15 protein-coding genes are annotated in these 15,543 nt (G+C 42.0%); 12 read left to right on the top strand and 3 right to left on the bottom strand.

The features are described from left to right. Positions 1 to 3: 3 nt before the first annotated feature. Complete coding sequence (locus tag ACIFOT_RS14355; RefSeq protein ID WP_430065600.1) at positions 4 to 786, bottom strand: undecaprenyl-diphosphate phosphatase; 783 nt, start codon at positions 784 to 786, stop codon at positions 4 to 6. Between the two features lie 187 nt (positions 787 to 973). Between ACIFOT_RS14355 and ACIFOT_RS14350 the strand changes: the two genes are divergently transcribed. Continuing rightward, the gene (locus tag ACIFOT_RS14350; RefSeq protein ID WP_430065598.1) at positions 974 to 1,738 is read left to right on the top strand and encodes a DUF4931 domain-containing protein; all 765 of its coding nucleotides are present in this window, start codon (positions 974 to 976) and stop codon (positions 1,736 to 1,738) included. Between the two features lie 89 nt (positions 1,739 to 1,827). Next, a complete protein-coding gene (gene rodA, locus ACIFOT_RS14345; RefSeq protein ID WP_430065596.1) occupies positions 1,828 to 3,003 on the top strand; it encodes a rod shape-determining protein RodA in 1,176 nt (391 codons plus the stop codon). A 226-nt stretch (positions 3,004 to 3,229) separates the two neighbouring features. Here the strand turns inward: rodA and ACIFOT_RS14340 are convergent, their stop codons facing one another. Next, entirely contained in the window at positions 3,230 to 4,213 is a 984-nt protein-coding gene (locus tag ACIFOT_RS14340; RefSeq protein ID WP_430065594.1) for an ABC transporter substrate-binding protein, read from the bottom strand. Between the two features lie 183 nt (positions 4,214 to 4,396). On the opposite strand from ACIFOT_RS14340, the gene ACIFOT_RS14335 reads away from it, so the two are divergent. The 5 genes from ACIFOT_RS14335 (at position 4,397) to ACIFOT_RS14315 (ending at position 8,384) form a co-directional block, all read left to right on the top strand. After that, the gene (locus tag ACIFOT_RS14335) at positions 4,397 to 5,401 is read left to right on the top strand and encodes a FecCD family ABC transporter permease (protein WP_430065592.1); all 1,005 of its coding nucleotides are present in this window, start codon (positions 4,397 to 4,399) and stop codon (positions 5,399 to 5,401) included. Beyond that, on the top strand, positions 5,398 to 6,453 hold the full coding sequence (locus ACIFOT_RS14330; protein ID WP_430065590.1) for a FecCD family ABC transporter permease: 1,056 nt from the start codon (positions 5,398 to 5,400) through the stop codon (positions 6,451 to 6,453). Before ACIFOT_RS14335 ends, ACIFOT_RS14330 begins: the two co-directional genes overlap by 4 nt. A 141-nt stretch (positions 6,454 to 6,594) precedes the next feature. Next, on the top strand, positions 6,595 to 7,413 hold the full coding sequence (locus ACIFOT_RS14325; RefSeq protein WP_430065637.1) for an ABC transporter ATP-binding protein: 819 nt from the start codon (positions 6,595 to 6,597) through the stop codon (positions 7,411 to 7,413). Continuing rightward, complete coding sequence (gene fhuF, locus ACIFOT_RS14320) at positions 7,406 to 8,173, top strand: siderophore-iron reductase FhuF (protein WP_430065588.1); 768 nt, start codon at positions 7,406 to 7,408, stop codon at positions 8,171 to 8,173. The genes ACIFOT_RS14325 and fhuF overlap by 8 nt, the downstream gene beginning before the upstream one ends. Then, complete coding sequence (locus tag ACIFOT_RS14315) at positions 8,133 to 8,384, top strand: DUF2573 family protein (RefSeq protein WP_430065586.1); 252 nt, start codon at positions 8,133 to 8,135, stop codon at positions 8,382 to 8,384. Before fhuF ends, ACIFOT_RS14315 begins: the two co-directional genes overlap by 41 nt. 154 nt (positions 8,385 to 8,538) lie before the next feature. Here the strand turns inward: ACIFOT_RS14315 and ACIFOT_RS14310 are convergent, their stop codons facing one another. Further along, entirely contained in the window at positions 8,539 to 8,670 is a 132-nt protein-coding gene (locus ACIFOT_RS14310) for a YuzL family protein (protein WP_430065584.1), read from the bottom strand. A gap of 216 nt (positions 8,671 to 8,886) precedes the next feature. Between ACIFOT_RS14310 and ACIFOT_RS14305 the strand changes: the two genes are divergently transcribed. From ACIFOT_RS14305 to gcvH, 5 genes are all read left to right on the top strand, one after another. Next, complete coding sequence (locus ACIFOT_RS14305; protein WP_430065582.1) at positions 8,887 to 11,274, top strand: 3-hydroxyacyl-CoA dehydrogenase/enoyl-CoA hydratase family protein; 2,388 nt, start codon at positions 8,887 to 8,889, stop codon at positions 11,272 to 11,274. A 33-nt stretch (positions 11,275 to 11,307) separates the two neighbouring features. Beyond that, positions 11,308 to 12,483, top strand: a complete 1,176-nt coding sequence (locus ACIFOT_RS14300; protein WP_430065580.1) for an acetyl-CoA C-acetyltransferase — start codon at positions 11,308 to 11,310, stop codon at positions 12,481 to 12,483. Positions 12,484 to 12,543: 60 nt separating this feature from the next. After that, a complete protein-coding gene (locus tag ACIFOT_RS14295; protein ID WP_430065578.1) occupies positions 12,544 to 14,325 on the top strand; it encodes an acyl-CoA dehydrogenase family protein in 1,782 nt (593 codons plus the stop codon). Between the two features lie 264 nt (positions 14,326 to 14,589). Further along, entirely contained in the window at positions 14,590 to 14,949 is a 360-nt protein-coding gene (locus ACIFOT_RS14290; RefSeq protein ID WP_430065576.1) for an arsenate reductase family protein, read from the top strand. A 78-nt stretch (positions 14,950 to 15,027) separates the two neighbouring features. Continuing rightward, positions 15,028 to 15,411, top strand: coding sequence for a glycine cleavage system protein GcvH (gene gcvH, locus ACIFOT_RS14285; RefSeq protein ID WP_430065574.1), 384 nt, complete (start codon positions 15,028 to 15,030; stop codon positions 15,409 to 15,411). Positions 15,412 to 15,543 lie beyond the last annotated feature (132 nt).

The raw sequence follows: 15,543 nt of genomic DNA, 5'->3' as shown, positions 1-15,543 counted from the left end.
TTATTAGAACTTACCCGTGAATTGGAAAAATAGAACAATTAATCCCAAAGCCCAAACATAGATAGCAAATGGCTTTAAGGAATGCTTCTTTAAGTAGCCAATCATCCATCTAACCGCAACATAGCCGAAGAGGGCAGAAGAGATAATCCCAACAAGCAGGGCAGATAATGAGATTTCTTCCCCTGCACCGCCGAGCAGATCCTTTGTTTGCAAGACAATGGCTCCTGCGATGGCTGGTGTTGATAATAGGAAGGAGAAATAGGCGGCTGTTTCTCGGTCCAATTTTCGCCACAAGGCTGCAACGATTGTCATCCCCGAACGAGATATCGCAGGCATAATCGCAACCGCCTGAAAAGTTCCAATGATCAATGCATCCTTATAGCTGATGTCGTCCATTTTTTTATGGCCATTTTTCACTGAATCAGCGAGCCATAGGAAAATACCAGTAATTAAAAATTCCCAGCCAATCGTCACTCCTGTTTTCGAGATTTCATCAATAAAATCCTTAAAAGCAAGTCCAAAGATAACGGCAGGAATCGTTCCGACAATAAGCAAAAACGTTAGTTTGCTGAACGGTTTTTTGATGATTTTAATAAATTCATCCTTATAAAAAATAAAGACAGCAAGCAAGGTGCCGACATGAAGCATCGTATCGAGCAAAAGACCTGCTTCCTGTAAGCCAAATAAATTTCTTCCTAAATAGAGATGTCCTGTACTACTGATTGGCAAAAATTCTGTTAACCCCTGGATAATTCCAAGTATCAGCGCTTCTAATTTTGTTAACATATATTCCCTCACATTCTAAAAATAACTTGTACTATTAAAAGATATGTCCGACTAGTTATTGAAATTCTCTTCTATTTTAGGATTAATTTGCCAAGATGGTCAATTAAAAACACAATCAAAATATGTGCAATTTGTTTGTCTTATCCCATAAAATAGGAGTAAAGCCCTTCCGAGAGGAGATACACGTTTGGAAAATAAACATCTGCATTTTAATACTTCAATCGGTGTCAAAAAGCCTGAAAGTATCCGCAACAAAGCGCAGGCCTGCCCTTTTTGTGACAGGGACCAGCTGACCGGCCTGATTGCAGTGGACGGCCCAATCATTCTATTGAAAAATAAATATCCCGTTTTAGAAAATGCCTATCAAACAGTGTTAATTGAAACAGACGATTGCCATGCTGAATTATCAACCTATTCCAAAGAGCATTTACATAGATTGATAAAGTTCGGCATCAAGCATTGGTTAGAGATGGAGGAAACCGGAGAATATCGTTCGGTTATTTTTTTCAAAAATCATGGTCCTTTATCCGGCGGCACGATCGCTCATCCCCATATGCAAATCATTGGACTCCATGATCTGGATTATAAAGAAAAAGCAAGTCATGAGATGTTTCAAGGGATTATGATTGATGAAGGGGAAGGGGCCAGGCTGATTCTGTCCACGCAACCCCGCGTCGGTTTTTATGAATTTAATATCGAAATGGCGGATTCGTGTTATCAGGAAAGATTTGCGGAGTATTTGCAAAGCGCGGTTCATTATATTCTCAACCATTTTCCCTTTAAGGCCAGCAGCTATAATGTGTTTTTTCATCATCTTGATGGAAAAATTTACGCCAAGGTGGTTCCGCGTTTTGTGACGACGCCATTGTTTATTGGATATGGCCTGCCGCAGGTGCCGAATAATTTAGAGTGGATGGCTGAAGAGTTGAAACGAATTTATTTTTGTAAATAAATCCATTCAATGGTTAGAAGTTGTGATTTAAGCTTGAAAAAAATATAATGGAGGAATGTACAAGTTCTTATTAAGGTGGAGACTTACTCGTGACTTCCAATAAAAACACAACTTCAAAACTTGATTATAATCTTGTTTTTATTCTTTTATTATTGTTTTTGGCAAGCTGTATTTCTATTTATAGCGCCCAAGCGAGCGGACAATACAAAGAGAATTTTTTAATTAAGCAGATGGTATGGTACGCCGTCGGCGGCGGGATCATCGCTGCGGTGATGACGCTGGATTCCGACCAGCTTCGAAAACTGACCTGGTATGCCTATGGTTTTGGACTATTTCTTCTGGGTTTTTTAATTGTCGCACCACCAAGCATTGCTCCGGTGATTAATGGAGCGAAGAGCTGGTTTATCGTTCCGGCCATGGGTTCTTTGCAGCCCTCGGAGTTTGTTAAAATATTTATTATCTTAACTCTTTCACGTGTCATCGATGATCACCATCAAAAAAATCAGGGGAACAAGACGATTCAAACTGATTTTTGGCTATTAATAAAGCTTGGCATTGTGACAATGGTGCCTTTGATGTTAGTGATGCAACAGCCGGACTTAGGAACATCGCTTGTGTTTATTGCGATATTAGTAGGAATGATTTTTATCTCAGGCATCACTTGGAAGCTGCTTGTACCAATTTTTTCATCTGGTACCGTAATAGCTTCAACGATTTTGTATTTTGTTGTCTGGAAACCGGACATTTTGGAAAAATATCTTGGCGTAAAGCAGTACCAATTTGGCAGGATTTATTCCTGGCTCGATCCTTACAATTTTCAAAGTTCCGCTGGTTATCAGCTGACAAAATCCCTGCTCGCCATTGGCTCAGGCCAAACAGGCGGGAAAGGCTACGGCAATCGAGAAGTTTACCTGCCGGAAAGTCATACCGACTTTATCTTCAGCGTTGTTGGGGAGGAATTTGGCTTTATCGGAGCGAGTGTGTTAATTAGTTTGTTTTTCCTTTTGATTTACCATATTACGAAGGTTGGCATGGAAACAAAGAATAATTTTTACACGTATATTTGTGTCGGTGTCATCAGCATGATTACCTTCCACGTTTTCCAAAATATCGGCATGACGATTGGTGTACTGCCAATCACCGGTATCCCGCTTCCGTTCATCAGCTACGGCGGCAGTGCCTTAATGGGGAACATGCTCGGGCTCGGCTTAATTTTCTCAATACGATATCATTATAAAAAATATATGTTTTCGACAACGGCATAATATTGTTTTGAAAAGGGCGACTGTGTTCGCTCTTTTTTTTGTGGCTGCAAATGGGTTTGGCGGAATAAAATGGGGTTTTCGCGGAATTAATTCAAAAGTTCGCGGAATAAAAACCAAGTCAGACGGAATTCCGGTTCCATTCTGCTGAAAAACATAACAAAAAAGAGCAAGGCCATGGCAAGCCTCGCTCTTTCCATATGGGAAGGTTTTTTACTAACTATTTTTCTTACTTTGTCATAATCTTTTCAAGATCATCCAGCATAAGGTTTGCTGCAAGCACGCCGCCGGCAGTGTTCCAAATCGCATCACTTACCTCGTGGACATTTCCGTTTTTAACAGCGTTTAAATTTTTCCAAAGCGGATCGTTTGTCCATTCTTTTGCAGTATCCAAGGCTTTTTGATCACCGTTAGGCGCATAGGTGAAGTAGAATAGCTGATCCGCATCCATTTTAGGAATCACTTCCTTGCCAACCTCAACCGCGAGCTTACCAAGCTTATTTTCTGGAGTAAATAGAGCTACCTGCTGGGCTGCACGCTTAAAGCCTAATTGATCAAAAATAACACCTGAAAAAGAATCAGTGTAATAAATGCGGGATTTTCCAGCCATAAAACGGACTACAGAAATTTGTTGATTTACTTTATCGCCAAGTTTTTCTTTTACCTCAGCAACATGCTTATCATAATCCGCTAGAACTTGGTTTCCTTTATCCTCAAGATTTAATGCCTTAGAGTACAGCTTAAAGTTTTCCTTCCAATCGCCTCTAAGCGTTTCGGAAAAAACGGTAGGGGCAATTGCACTTAGCTGGTCATATACCTTTTCAAGACGAAGTTTGTTGCCGATGATTAAATCAGGCTTTAAAGTAGCGATTTTTTCAATATTGACTTCACTCTCTGTCCCAACAACTTCAACGCCGTCCATATCCTTTTTAATATGGTCGTACCACGGATCACCGAGCCAGGATTGTACCGCGCCAACTGGTTTCACACCTAGTGCCAGCAATGCTTCGGTTCCTTCATTTGTTAAGATAACCACTCTTTTTGGAGTGCCTTTAATCGTTGTCGAGCCCATTGCATGCTCAACCGTATATGGTTTTTCCTCTGTTTTTTTCGGTTCTGCTTTCTTCTCGTCCGTTTTTTCGGCCGTGCTTCCGCAAGCGGCTAATAGGAAAATAGCCAGGACAGAAAAAAGGGTAAGTATCGTTTTTTTCATATTAGTATGTAGCCCCCTTAGTCAACTGTGAATGATAATCATTTTCAACTACATTCTTATCATAAAATGTGCCACAACCATCTGTCAACAACTTTATTGAAAATCATTCTCATATTTAATTGACAATCATTATCAATTAGAGATAAACTTAAATTAATAACCTAATAGAAAGGTTTACCCGAAATGTTGTTAAAAAGTACTTTTTCAAAATGGATTGGATTATTGTTCGTCATCCTGCTGATGCTTGCTTTCATCTGTGCAAGTATCGTATATGGCTATACCGATACAAGCTGGCGGACAGCGGTTGACGCCTTTACCCATAACAATGGGTCCAATGAACATATTATTATTCAAACGGTAAGACTTCCACGTGCATTAATTGCATCCGCCGTCGGGGCAAGCCTTGCGATTGCAGGCGTCCTCATGCAAACATTAACGAAAAATCCCTTGGCATCGCCTGGAATCTTTGGCATTAATGCCGGAGCCGGCTTTGCTGTGGTTGTCGCTATGACCTTATTTTCTGTTAACAGTCTGACAGCTTTCAGCGGTCTTGCTTTTTTGGGGGCAGCCATAGCGTCCATTAGCGTTTATGCGATAGGTTCCTTTGGCCGGGAAGGATTAACACCGATGAAGCTGACCCTGGCAGGCGCGGCGATATCAGCAATGTTCTCCTCCTTAACACAAGGTATTTTAGTTCTGGATGAAGCCATGCTTGATCAGGTGCTGTTTTGGCTGGCAGGCTCAGTCTCAGGGCGAAAATTGGAAACACTGGCTTCCGTGCTGCCATACATTGGAATTGGCTGGCTGGGCTCGTTATTGATTGCTGGAAAAATGAATATCCTCGCCATGGGGGAAGATGTTGCGAAGGGACTCGGGTTAAATACCGGTTTTGTAAAAATAGCAATTGGTATCTTGGTTATTTTATTAGCGGGCGGATCCGTTGCTGTGGCAGGGCCGATTGGCTTTGTCGGAATTGTGGTTCCCCATATTACCAGATCAATTATTGGCATTAATCATCGCTGGGTGATTCCATTTGCCGGAATTTTGGGCGCGATTCTATTGCTAGCTGCAGATATTGCTGCACGATATATTTTAATGCCGTCCGAGGTTCCTGTCGGAGTCATGACGGCCATTATCGGAACTCCATTCTTCATTTACATCGCGAGAAGGGGGTTCAATGCACGATGAGTAAATATAAAAACTTCCGCTTTTTTAATAATCGAATGTCCTTTTTACTGGATCGAAAAGCAGCCATCATTTTTCTTGTACTTTTCATCATTACCGCTGCTGTTTTTATCATCAGTACCGGCGCTGGAGAAATGAAGATTAATCCGCTTACCGTTGTAAAGGTATTATTCGGTGCGGGACCAGAAATGGAAACGCTCGTCATTCAATCCTTTCGCCTGCCAAGGATTATTATTGCGCTAATGGTAGGCATCTCGTTAGCGGTAGCCGGAAGCATTTTACAAGGGATGATCCGCAATCCGCTCGCCTCCCCGGATGTGCTCGGGATTACTGGCGGGGCAGCATTTGCCGTAGTAAGTTTCCTCGCACTCTTTAGCGATAAAAATCATTCCCTTACCGTCAGCATTGCCTGGCTGCCTTTAGCTGCCTTTATTGGGGCTGGCGCTGTTGCCTTCTTGGTTTATTTGCTAGCTTGGAAAAATGGGGTTTCTCCAATCAGACTGGTGCTGATTGGAATTGGAATCTCAACGTTAACACAAGCGTTAACGACCTTAACGATGGTAATGGGGCCGATTTATCAGGCAAGCCAGGCAAACATTTGGATTACTGGAACGGTTTACGGCTCGAATTGGAAAAACGTTGCAACACTCGTACCTTGGACTGTAGTCTTCCTGATTATAGCCTTTGCAGCCGCAAGAACGATCAATATCCAAGAGCTAGGCGACGAGGTGGCAACTGGTTTGGGCGGCAAGGTCCAAAAACAGCGATTTTTACTCCTGATGATCAGCACTGCCTTAATTGGAAGTTCGGTTGCCTTTGCTGGCGGCATCGGTTTTGTCGGACTAATGGCACCTCATATGGCACGGAGATTAGTTGGATCCTCCTTTGGGGCGCAGCTTCCAACCTCAGCCCTTCTCGGAGGAATCCTGGTAATGATTGCTGATTTAATCGGACGGACAATGTTTTCACCATTAGAAGTACCGGCTGGAGTTTTCACCGCCGGAATAGGTGCACCTTATTTTATATACTTACTATTTAAAACTAGAAATGCCTAGAAAAGCGGAAGGCGCCTGCCTATCGGTGACAGGCATAAGACGAGCCGGCATGAAGGTTGTTTTTTAACCTTCTTGACGATTGGCTTATGACCCGAACCGATGGCGCCTAAAGCTAGACAAGTAAAGGAGCTGTCAGAGATGATGAATGCGATTGAAACGAAAGAATTATCACTTTCTTATGGGGAAACGCTGATTATTAATGAGCTGAATCTGCAAATTCCAAAGGGTGAAATAACCGTTTTTATCGGAGCAAACGGCTGCGGGAAATCAACGCTGCTTCGTTCAATCGCCCGGCTGCTGAAGCCAAAGTCAGGGGCAGTTTTGCTGGAAGGGAAGGCGATTGCCAAACTTTCCACAAAAGACATTGCGAAAAAAATGGCCATTTTGCCACAGTCACCTACAGCACCTGAAGGCTTAACGGTCCTCCAGCTCGTCAAGCAGGGACGATATCCGCATCAATCCTGGTTAAAGCAATGGTCAGAAGAAGATGAGAAAAAAGTAAACGACGCCTTGAAGGCTACTCGATTAGAGCATTTGAAAGAAAGACCTGTAGACTCTCTATCCGGAGGTCAAAGGCAGCGCGCCTGGATTGCAATGACTTTGGCTCAAGATACCGATATTATTTTATTGGATGAGCCAACGACTTACTTGGATATGACCCATCAAATCGAAATTCTCGATTTACTATTTGAATTAAACGAAATGAAGAATCGGACCGTTGTTATGGTCCTGCATGACCTCAACCTCGCCTGCCGTTATGCCCATAACATTGTTGCAATTAAAGATCAAGAAGTTTACGCACAAGGAAAACCAGAGCATGTCATCAATTGCAGTCTTGTAAAAAATGTTTTTGATATGGATTGTGAGGTAACGACAGATCCATTATTCGGCACACCTCTTTGCATTCCTTATGGGAAGGGAAGATGCATTCTAGAGAAGGCGGTAGCGATCAATGGCTAAACTTCTGACAAAGACCGGTCTCCAAAAATATAGACTGGCAGCTAATTTAAAAAATTCATTTAATGTCGCTGATTTATTGGAGGAACAATATTTAAAGCTGTTCATCGCTAACTTAGCCGATTCTATCGGTGCACCGAATGAAAAAGCTGCAGCCTCCATTTTTATTAAAAGATATGCTTTTGTGGCCGTCCTCTCCCTTTATGCGATGTCAGTGTGGAATAAAAAAATCAATGTCTCATTGAGTAATATAGAAATGGAGTCGCCTGAAAAGGGAAACGATTGGCTTCCTTCCTTTTTATTAATGGATGAAAAGGAACAGGATTGGAATGGGAACGCCCGCGCGGAGTGGCGAAAGGACATAATAAACGAGCTATTTGCCAAAAATATTTTCCCAATCATTGATAAATTAGAAAAAACTTTTGGAATTTCTAAGTTAATCTTGTGGGAAAATATTGCTGTTTACATATTTTGGCTTTACGAATCAGAGCTAAAGGACAGTAAAAATAGCAGTGTACAAAGCGATTTCCGCTATTTAATCTTTGAAGCAGAAGGCGCCTTGTTTGGACGCTATAAAGGAAATCCTTTGCAAAAATACTATGCCGAAAAAATCGATAATGTAAGAATGAGGAAAACCTGTTGTTTCTCTTATCAATTAGCAGCTGGCAAACGCTGCAAAACATGTCCATGTTTGCAAATCACCAAAGATGGAAGGTGTCAGGATGGAGAAAGTATTTGTTCAACAATTCGAAGCCTTGCTTGAGAAATATAGTGAATTATTAGTAGGGGAAGCGGCTGAAGAGACGAAAGAAAAGGTGAAGGCTTGGGCGCTGTACACTCACATCGCCAAATCGATGCCAGCTTTGGCCAAGCACTGGAATGAATTGTACCCGGAAGCAAAGGAAGAAATGAAGCAAATTATTAATGAGATTAAAAAGATGAATGAGGAGCACCGGAATTCTGCAGAGAAATGAAAACAGGCTGAGTGGTTCAGCCTGTTTTTGTCTAGCTACAGCGCCTAGGGGCTCGCTGGTCTACAGCCGATCCGCCGTGAAGGTTAAAAAGCAAACTTCCCGCCGGCTCGTCTTATGCTTGTCGCCCCTGGGCAAGGCGCTTTCGCTTTTCTAATTACCGTTTATATTGGTTATTCTGGCTATTGGTTTTGTTGAAGCCTGGATCCTCATTGCCTGGTCCGCCATTGCCTTTTACGCTGGCTGCACTGACACCTGCTTTGGAAGGATTTTTCTTCATTTTTGCCATGGAAAATCACCTCAAAAATAGATTTCCCCTCACAGTAAAATTTATCAAAAGTGTTGAAAAAATTTATTTTTCAAAAAAAATTAAATTTTCCACGTTTATGGATTGCACAAATTTTCAAAATCTTTTATATTAAATAATAACAGAACTAATTCAAATGTGATTTTTTTTGAGAAAAAAATGAATGAGTATTCATTCAAAATGTTGAAGGGGGAGACAATGTTGAACCAACTTATTAAAAAAGCAGCCGTCTTAGGATCTGGAGTTATGGGATCAGGAATTGCGGCGCATCTTGCAAACATAGGAATACCAACCCTATTATTGGATATCGTCCCACGTGAACTAACGAAAGATGAAGCAGCAAAGGGATTAACTTTAGCTGACCAGCAGGTACGTAATCGTATCGCGGCAGCAAACATTCAAAAATTATTGAAGCAAAAACCTGCACCGCTGACTGCTAAAAAGAATCTAACTCTTATTGAAGCAGGAAACCTTGAAGACGATTTAGTCAAATTGAAAGACGTTGACTGGGTAATCGAAGTGGTTGTTGAAAACTTGAATGTGAAAAAACAGGTTTTTGAGCAAGTAGACCAATTCCGTAAGCCTGGCAGTATCGTAAGCTCAAACACTTCCGGTATTTCAGTGGAAGCAATGGTTGAAGGACGTTCCGACGATTTTAAGAAACACTTCCTTGGAACACACTTCTTTAACCCGCCTCGTTATTTAAAATTGTTAGAAATTATCCCAACGCAATTCACAGATACAGAAGTCCTCTCATTCATGAAAACCTTTGGTGAGGATGTTTTAGGAAAAGGTGTAGTAGTGGCCAAAGATACGCCTAACTTTATCGGCAACCGCATCGGTACGTACGGTCTCCTTATTACAGTTAGAGAAATGTTAAAGGGCGGCTATAGTGTCGGAGAAATCGATTCTATCACTGGACCATTAATTGGACGTGCGAAAAGTGCTACCTTCCGCACCCTTGATGTAGTCGGACTAGATACCTTCTATCATGTAGCAAACAATGTCTACGATAGTGTCCAGGGGGAAGAAAAGGAAGTTTTTGAAGTACCTGCTTTTATGAAAGCGATGGTTGAAAAAGGCTGGCTTGGAAGCAAATCCGGACAAGGATTCTATTTGAAAAAAGGCAAAGAAATCTTAGAATTGGATCCAAATACGCTGGAGTACGGTCCACGCAAAAAGCTTTCTACACCATCCGTAGAGCTTTCAAAGCAGGAAAAAGGCACAGCGAATAAATTGAAAGCGCTTGTTTACGCCAATGATCGTGCCGGCCAATTTTTATGGAATACAACTAAACATTCATTAATATACTCAGCACAGCTCTTAGGGGAAATCGCCGATGATATCGTAGCCATTGACCGTGCGATGAAATGGGGCTTCGGCTGGGAAAAGGGCCCTTTTGAAAACTGGGATGCAATTGGCGTCGAAAAATCTGTTCAAAAGATGAAAGAAGAAGGCATTGAAGTTCCAGCATGGGTTACCGAAATGCTAGAAAAGGGTCATACCTCCTTCTATAAAGAAGAAAACGGCGAGCTTTACTTCTATCACAAAGGTGAATACCAATCAGTGGAGTTTAATCCGAAGGCGATCGACCTTATGAAAATTAAAAAGCAAAAAGGTGTTATTAAAAAGAATGGCGGCGCGAGCTTAATTGATATTGGAGATGGAGTTGCTCTACTTGAATTCCATTCACCAAATAATGCAATAGGACTTGATATCGTACAAATGATTAATTTCGCTGTCGATGAAGTCGAGAAAAATTACAAAGGTCTTGTCATCGGGAACCAAGGAAAGAATTTCTGTGTCGGTGCCAACCTAGCAATGATGCTGATGGAAGCCCAGGATGACAATATTCTGGAGCTGGATATGGTCGTGCGACATCTTCATAACGGACTTTTAAAAGTAAAATACAGCTCTAAGCCGGTGGTTGCGGCACCATTTGGCATGACGTTAGGCGGAGGTGCAGAGGTTTGCCTGCCTGCAGCGCACATTCAAGCATCCTCTGAAACGTATATGGGACTTGTTGAGGTTGGAGTAGGCTTGCTTCCAGGCGGAGGCGGTAACAAGGAGCTTTATATTAAGCACTTAGAAAGCCTGCCAAATGGAGTACAATTCGACCTGCAAAACGTGGCCAATAAAGTTTTTGAAAGCATCGCGACCGCGAAAGTATCTACTTCCGCAGAAGAGGCACGCGATAATAATTTCTTAAACTTTGCTGATGGAATCAGCTTCAATGGTGACCATCTGCTATATGATGCAAAACAAGCCGTATTGGCATTACATGAAAAAGGCTATAAGCCAAAGGTGCGCCGCAAGGTTCCAGTCGTCGGTGAAACCGGTTATGCGACACTTCTGCTTGGTGCTGAAGCCATGCGTTTATCCGGCTTTATTTCCGAGCATGATCTAAAAATTGCCAAGAAGATTGCTTATGTCATCGCCGGAGGCAAAGTGCCATTCGGAACAGAAGTCGATGAGCAATATCTATTAGATTTAGAAAGAAAAGCTTTCTTAAGCTTAATCAGAGAACCAAAAACACAGCAGCGCATGCAGCATATGCTTGTGAAGGGAAAACCATTACGCAACTAAACTAATAGATTGAGAGAAAGTGAGGGAACTTCCATGAGAGAAGCGGTAATCGTTGCCGGAGCAAGGACACCGGTCGGTAAGTCAAAGAAAGGAACACTTGCCCAAGTTCGTCCTGATGATTTGGGAGCGTTAGTTGTTAAAGAAACCTTAAAGCGTGCCGGAAATTATGAAGGCAATATAGATGATTTAATTATTGGCTGTGCGATGCCTGAAGCAGAGCAAGGAAATAACATGGCCCGCAATATCGGGGCCTTGGCAGGACTTCCTTACACAGTTCCTGCCATTACAGTGAATCGTTTCTGTTCTTCAGGATTACAGGCAATTGCCTATGCAGCACAGGGAATAATGCTTGGCCACACCGACACAGCCATCGCTGGCGGAGCGGAATCGATGAGTATGATTCCAATGATGGGTCATGTTGTTCGTCCAAATATCAAACTGGCGGAAACAGCTCCTCAGTACTATATGGGAATGGGTCATACGGCTGAACAGGTAGCACAAAAGTATGGAATTACACGCGAGGATCAAGACGCCTTTGCGGTTAGAAGTCATCAGCGTGCAGCCAAAGCCATTGCAGAAGGAAAATTCGTTGATGAAATCGTACCAGTGGATGTCACTATTCGCTCAGTGGGAAAAGACAATAAGCTGGTTGAAAAGACAATCCAATTTTCACAAGACGAAGGTGTTCGTCCAGATACAAATTTAGAAACACTTGCGAAGCTGCGCCCGGCATTTGCTGTTACAGGTTCTGTTACTGCTGGCAATGCCTCACAAACAAGTGACGGTGCAGCGGCTGTTATGGTAATGGACCGTGAGAAAGCAGAAGCGCTTGGTCTTAAGCCATTAGCAAAATTCCGTTCGTTCGCCGTAGGCGGTGTTCCGCCGGAAATTATGGGTGTCGGGCCTGTTGTAGCGATCCCTAAAGCCCTAAAGTTAGCTGGCTTAGAGCTATCAGATATTAATCTATTCGAATTGAACGAAGCCTTTGCTTCGCAATCTCTTCAAGTAATCCGCGAACTAGGACTTGATGAAGAAAAAGTAAACGTAAATGGCGGGGCAATTGCCCTTGGACATCCGCTAGGGTGTACAGGAGCGAAGTTAACATTGAGCCTGATACATGAGTTAAAGCGCCGTAACGAACAATTTGGTGTTGTAACCATGTGTATCGGCGGCGGTATGGGTGCTGCCGGAGTATTTGAATTATTGTAATACGGTCAAGGGGGTTTCGAGAGTGTAGCCCCCTCTAAAAATCATTTAGGAGGAATTTTTATGACTGAAACTAAAAAAATCGTAAAAGGCGGAAGCTTTTTAATTGAAGATCTTTCATATGAGGATATTTTTACACCGGAAGATTTTACAGAAGAGCATTTAATGATTGGGCAGACAGCTGCAGACTTTGTTGAAAAAGAAGTGGCACCGCAAATCGAGCATTTAGAAAATCATGAATTTGATCGTACGGTTAAGTTATTAAAGAAAATGGGCGATCTTGGCCTTTTAGCGGTAGACGTTCCAGAGGAGTTTGAAGGCTTAGGTTTAGATAAAATTACTTCATCTGTTATTACCGAAAAAATGTCCGGCGCTGGCGGCTTCTCCCTTTCTTATGGAGCGCACGTGGGAATTGGTTCCCTGCCAATCGTGTTATTCGGTAATGACGAACAAAAGAAAAAATATTTACCTGCCCTTGCCTCTGGTGAAAAAATTGCAGCCTATGCATTGACTGAGCCAGGCTCAGGTTCTGACGCCCTTGGTGCCAGAACAACGGCAAAATTAAATGCTGCCGGTACTCACTATATCCTTAACGGTGAAAAGCAATGGATCACCAATGCTGGTTTTGCAGATGTTTTCGTAGTTTATGCAAAAATTGACGGCGAACATTTCACTGCCTTTATTGTTGAACGAGATTTCCCTGGTGTTTCAACAGGCGCTGAAGAAAAGAAAATGGGTATTAAGGCTTCTTCCACTCGTACCCTTATTTTAGAAGATGTAGCAGTCCCAGTAGAAAACTTATTAGGCGATTATGGAAAGGGCCACGTCATTGCGTTTAATATCTTAAACATCGGCCGTTACAAGTTAGCAGTCGGCGGCGTTGGCGGCTCTAAGAAGGCATTTGAAATGACTGTTAAATATGCAAATGGCCGTAAGCAATTTAAGACTCCAATTGCCCAATTTAATTTAACAAAAGAAAAGTTTGGCACTATGGCTTCTAAAATTTATGCGGCTGAAAGCTCCGTTTACCGCACAATTGGGTTGTATGAAAACAATCAAGGCCAGCTATCAACTGAAGAAGCGAAGGACATTAAAAAGGTTGCTGGTTCCATCGCAGAATATGCAATCGAGTGTTCTGTAAATAAATTCTTTGCCAGTGAAGTGCTTTCTTACGTAGTAGATGAAGGCGTACAAATTCACGGCGGATATGGCTTCATGCAGGAATATCCGATTGAAAGAGCCTATCGTGATGCCCGTATTAACCGTATTTTTGAAGGAACAAACGAAATCAACCGCCTATTAGTGCCAGGAACCTTCTTGAAAAAGGCCTTTAAAGGCGAGCTTCCATTATTCCAAAAAGCAATGGCGCTTCAAGAGGAATTAATGATGTTAATGCCGGAAGAGCCAGGCGATGAGCCGCTTGCACAGGAAAAATATCTTGTGAAAAACGCGAAGAAAATTGGCCTATTAGCTGCAGGATTAGCAGCGCAAAAATTTGGCAAAGCGCTTGAAAAAGAGCAAGAAATCTTATCAAATATCGCGGATATTGCTTCACAGGTTTATGCGATGGAATCAGTTGTTTTACGTACTGAAAAAGCGATTGCAAAAGACGGCTTAGAAAAGAATAAGCAAAAGCTTCTTTACACTCAAATCTTCTGTCAAGAAGCCTTTAATGAAATCGAACAGCATGCAAGAGAAACGCTTGTTGCGATTGAACAGGGTGATACCCTGCGTATGATGCTCACTTCCCTTCGCAAGTTTACTCGCCACACTCCAATCAACGTGATTGCGAAAAAACGTGAAGCAGCAGATGTTGTAATTGAAGCAGAACGTTACGTAGTATAATTTTTATTGCGGCTCCCTTCTTTTCCTGAGGGGAGCTTTTTATTTGATTATGATAAAGAACATGTTCCTACTCTGGTGATTGGAGCAAAACGCCTGGAGAGGAAATCAACAGCCCAGTTTAAACAACTTTTTATTTAAATATTTTTTTAAAAAGCAGGAAATTCTACAAAAGGTGTCGAATTTTACCTTTTGGGAGTGTCATCTATTAGGATTTTATAGTTGTCTGTGATAAAATGCATTTGACTAAAGAGGGTGGTGAAACGGTTGTCATTAACTTTTTACTGGTATCCGAAATGCGGAACATGTCGAAATGCAAAGAAGTGGCTGGATGCCCATCAGCTTACTTATGAAGAAGTACATATTGTGGAAAATCCCCCATCAAGGGAATTGTTGCAAGAGTTTTACCAAAAAAGCGGCTTGGAATTAAAGAAATTTTTTAATACAAGCGGTCAAAAATACCGGGAGTTAGGTATTAAAGACCGAATGAAGTCGGCAACAGACGATGACCTATTAGATTTATTGGCTTCCGATGGCATGTTAATTAAACGCCCTATTTTAACAGACGGAGAGCATGTGACCGTTGGCTTTAAGGAAGAAGATTTTGAGAAAATGTGGCTGAAGTAACATAGCCATTATGCAAAACTGGTAATCGATTTATTTCGATAATAGATTTTTGAATAATTCAATGGAGGGATTTTGCTAATGAGTACACCAAAAGAATTACGTTATTCTGAAGAACATGAATGGGTAAAAGTTGAAGGAGAAAAAGTGCGCGTCGGGATCACGGACTTTGCACAGCACGAGTTAGGGGATATCGTTTTCGTTGAGCTTCCTGAAGTGGGCGACGAAGTAACCGCTGACGAACCATTCGGCAGCGTTGAATCAGTTAAGACTGTTTCAGAACTTTACGCACCAGTCAGCGGAAAAGTTGTTGAAGTAAACGAAGATTTAAGTGACAGCCCTGAGTTCGTGAACGAATCACCATATGAAAAAGCATGGATGATCGTGATTGAATTATCCGACAGCAGCGAGGTAGACAAGCTTATGACTGCTGAACAATACGAAGAAATGACTAAAGAAGACTAATTTTTTGCTTTAAAGCACCTCATGGAGGTGCTTTTCTTACATTTTCCACTTTTTCTACTACTAAATTTGGGCAGGCTATAATAAAATGGGAAGAAGGCGGAAAAGCATCCATGAGCAAAAACCTATTTTTGA

The organism is Neobacillus sp. NRS-1170 (assembly GCF_050468025.1).
The sequence above is the reverse complement of the archived record's forward strand: the minus strand, read 5'-3'. Positions and strand labels throughout refer to the sequence as shown.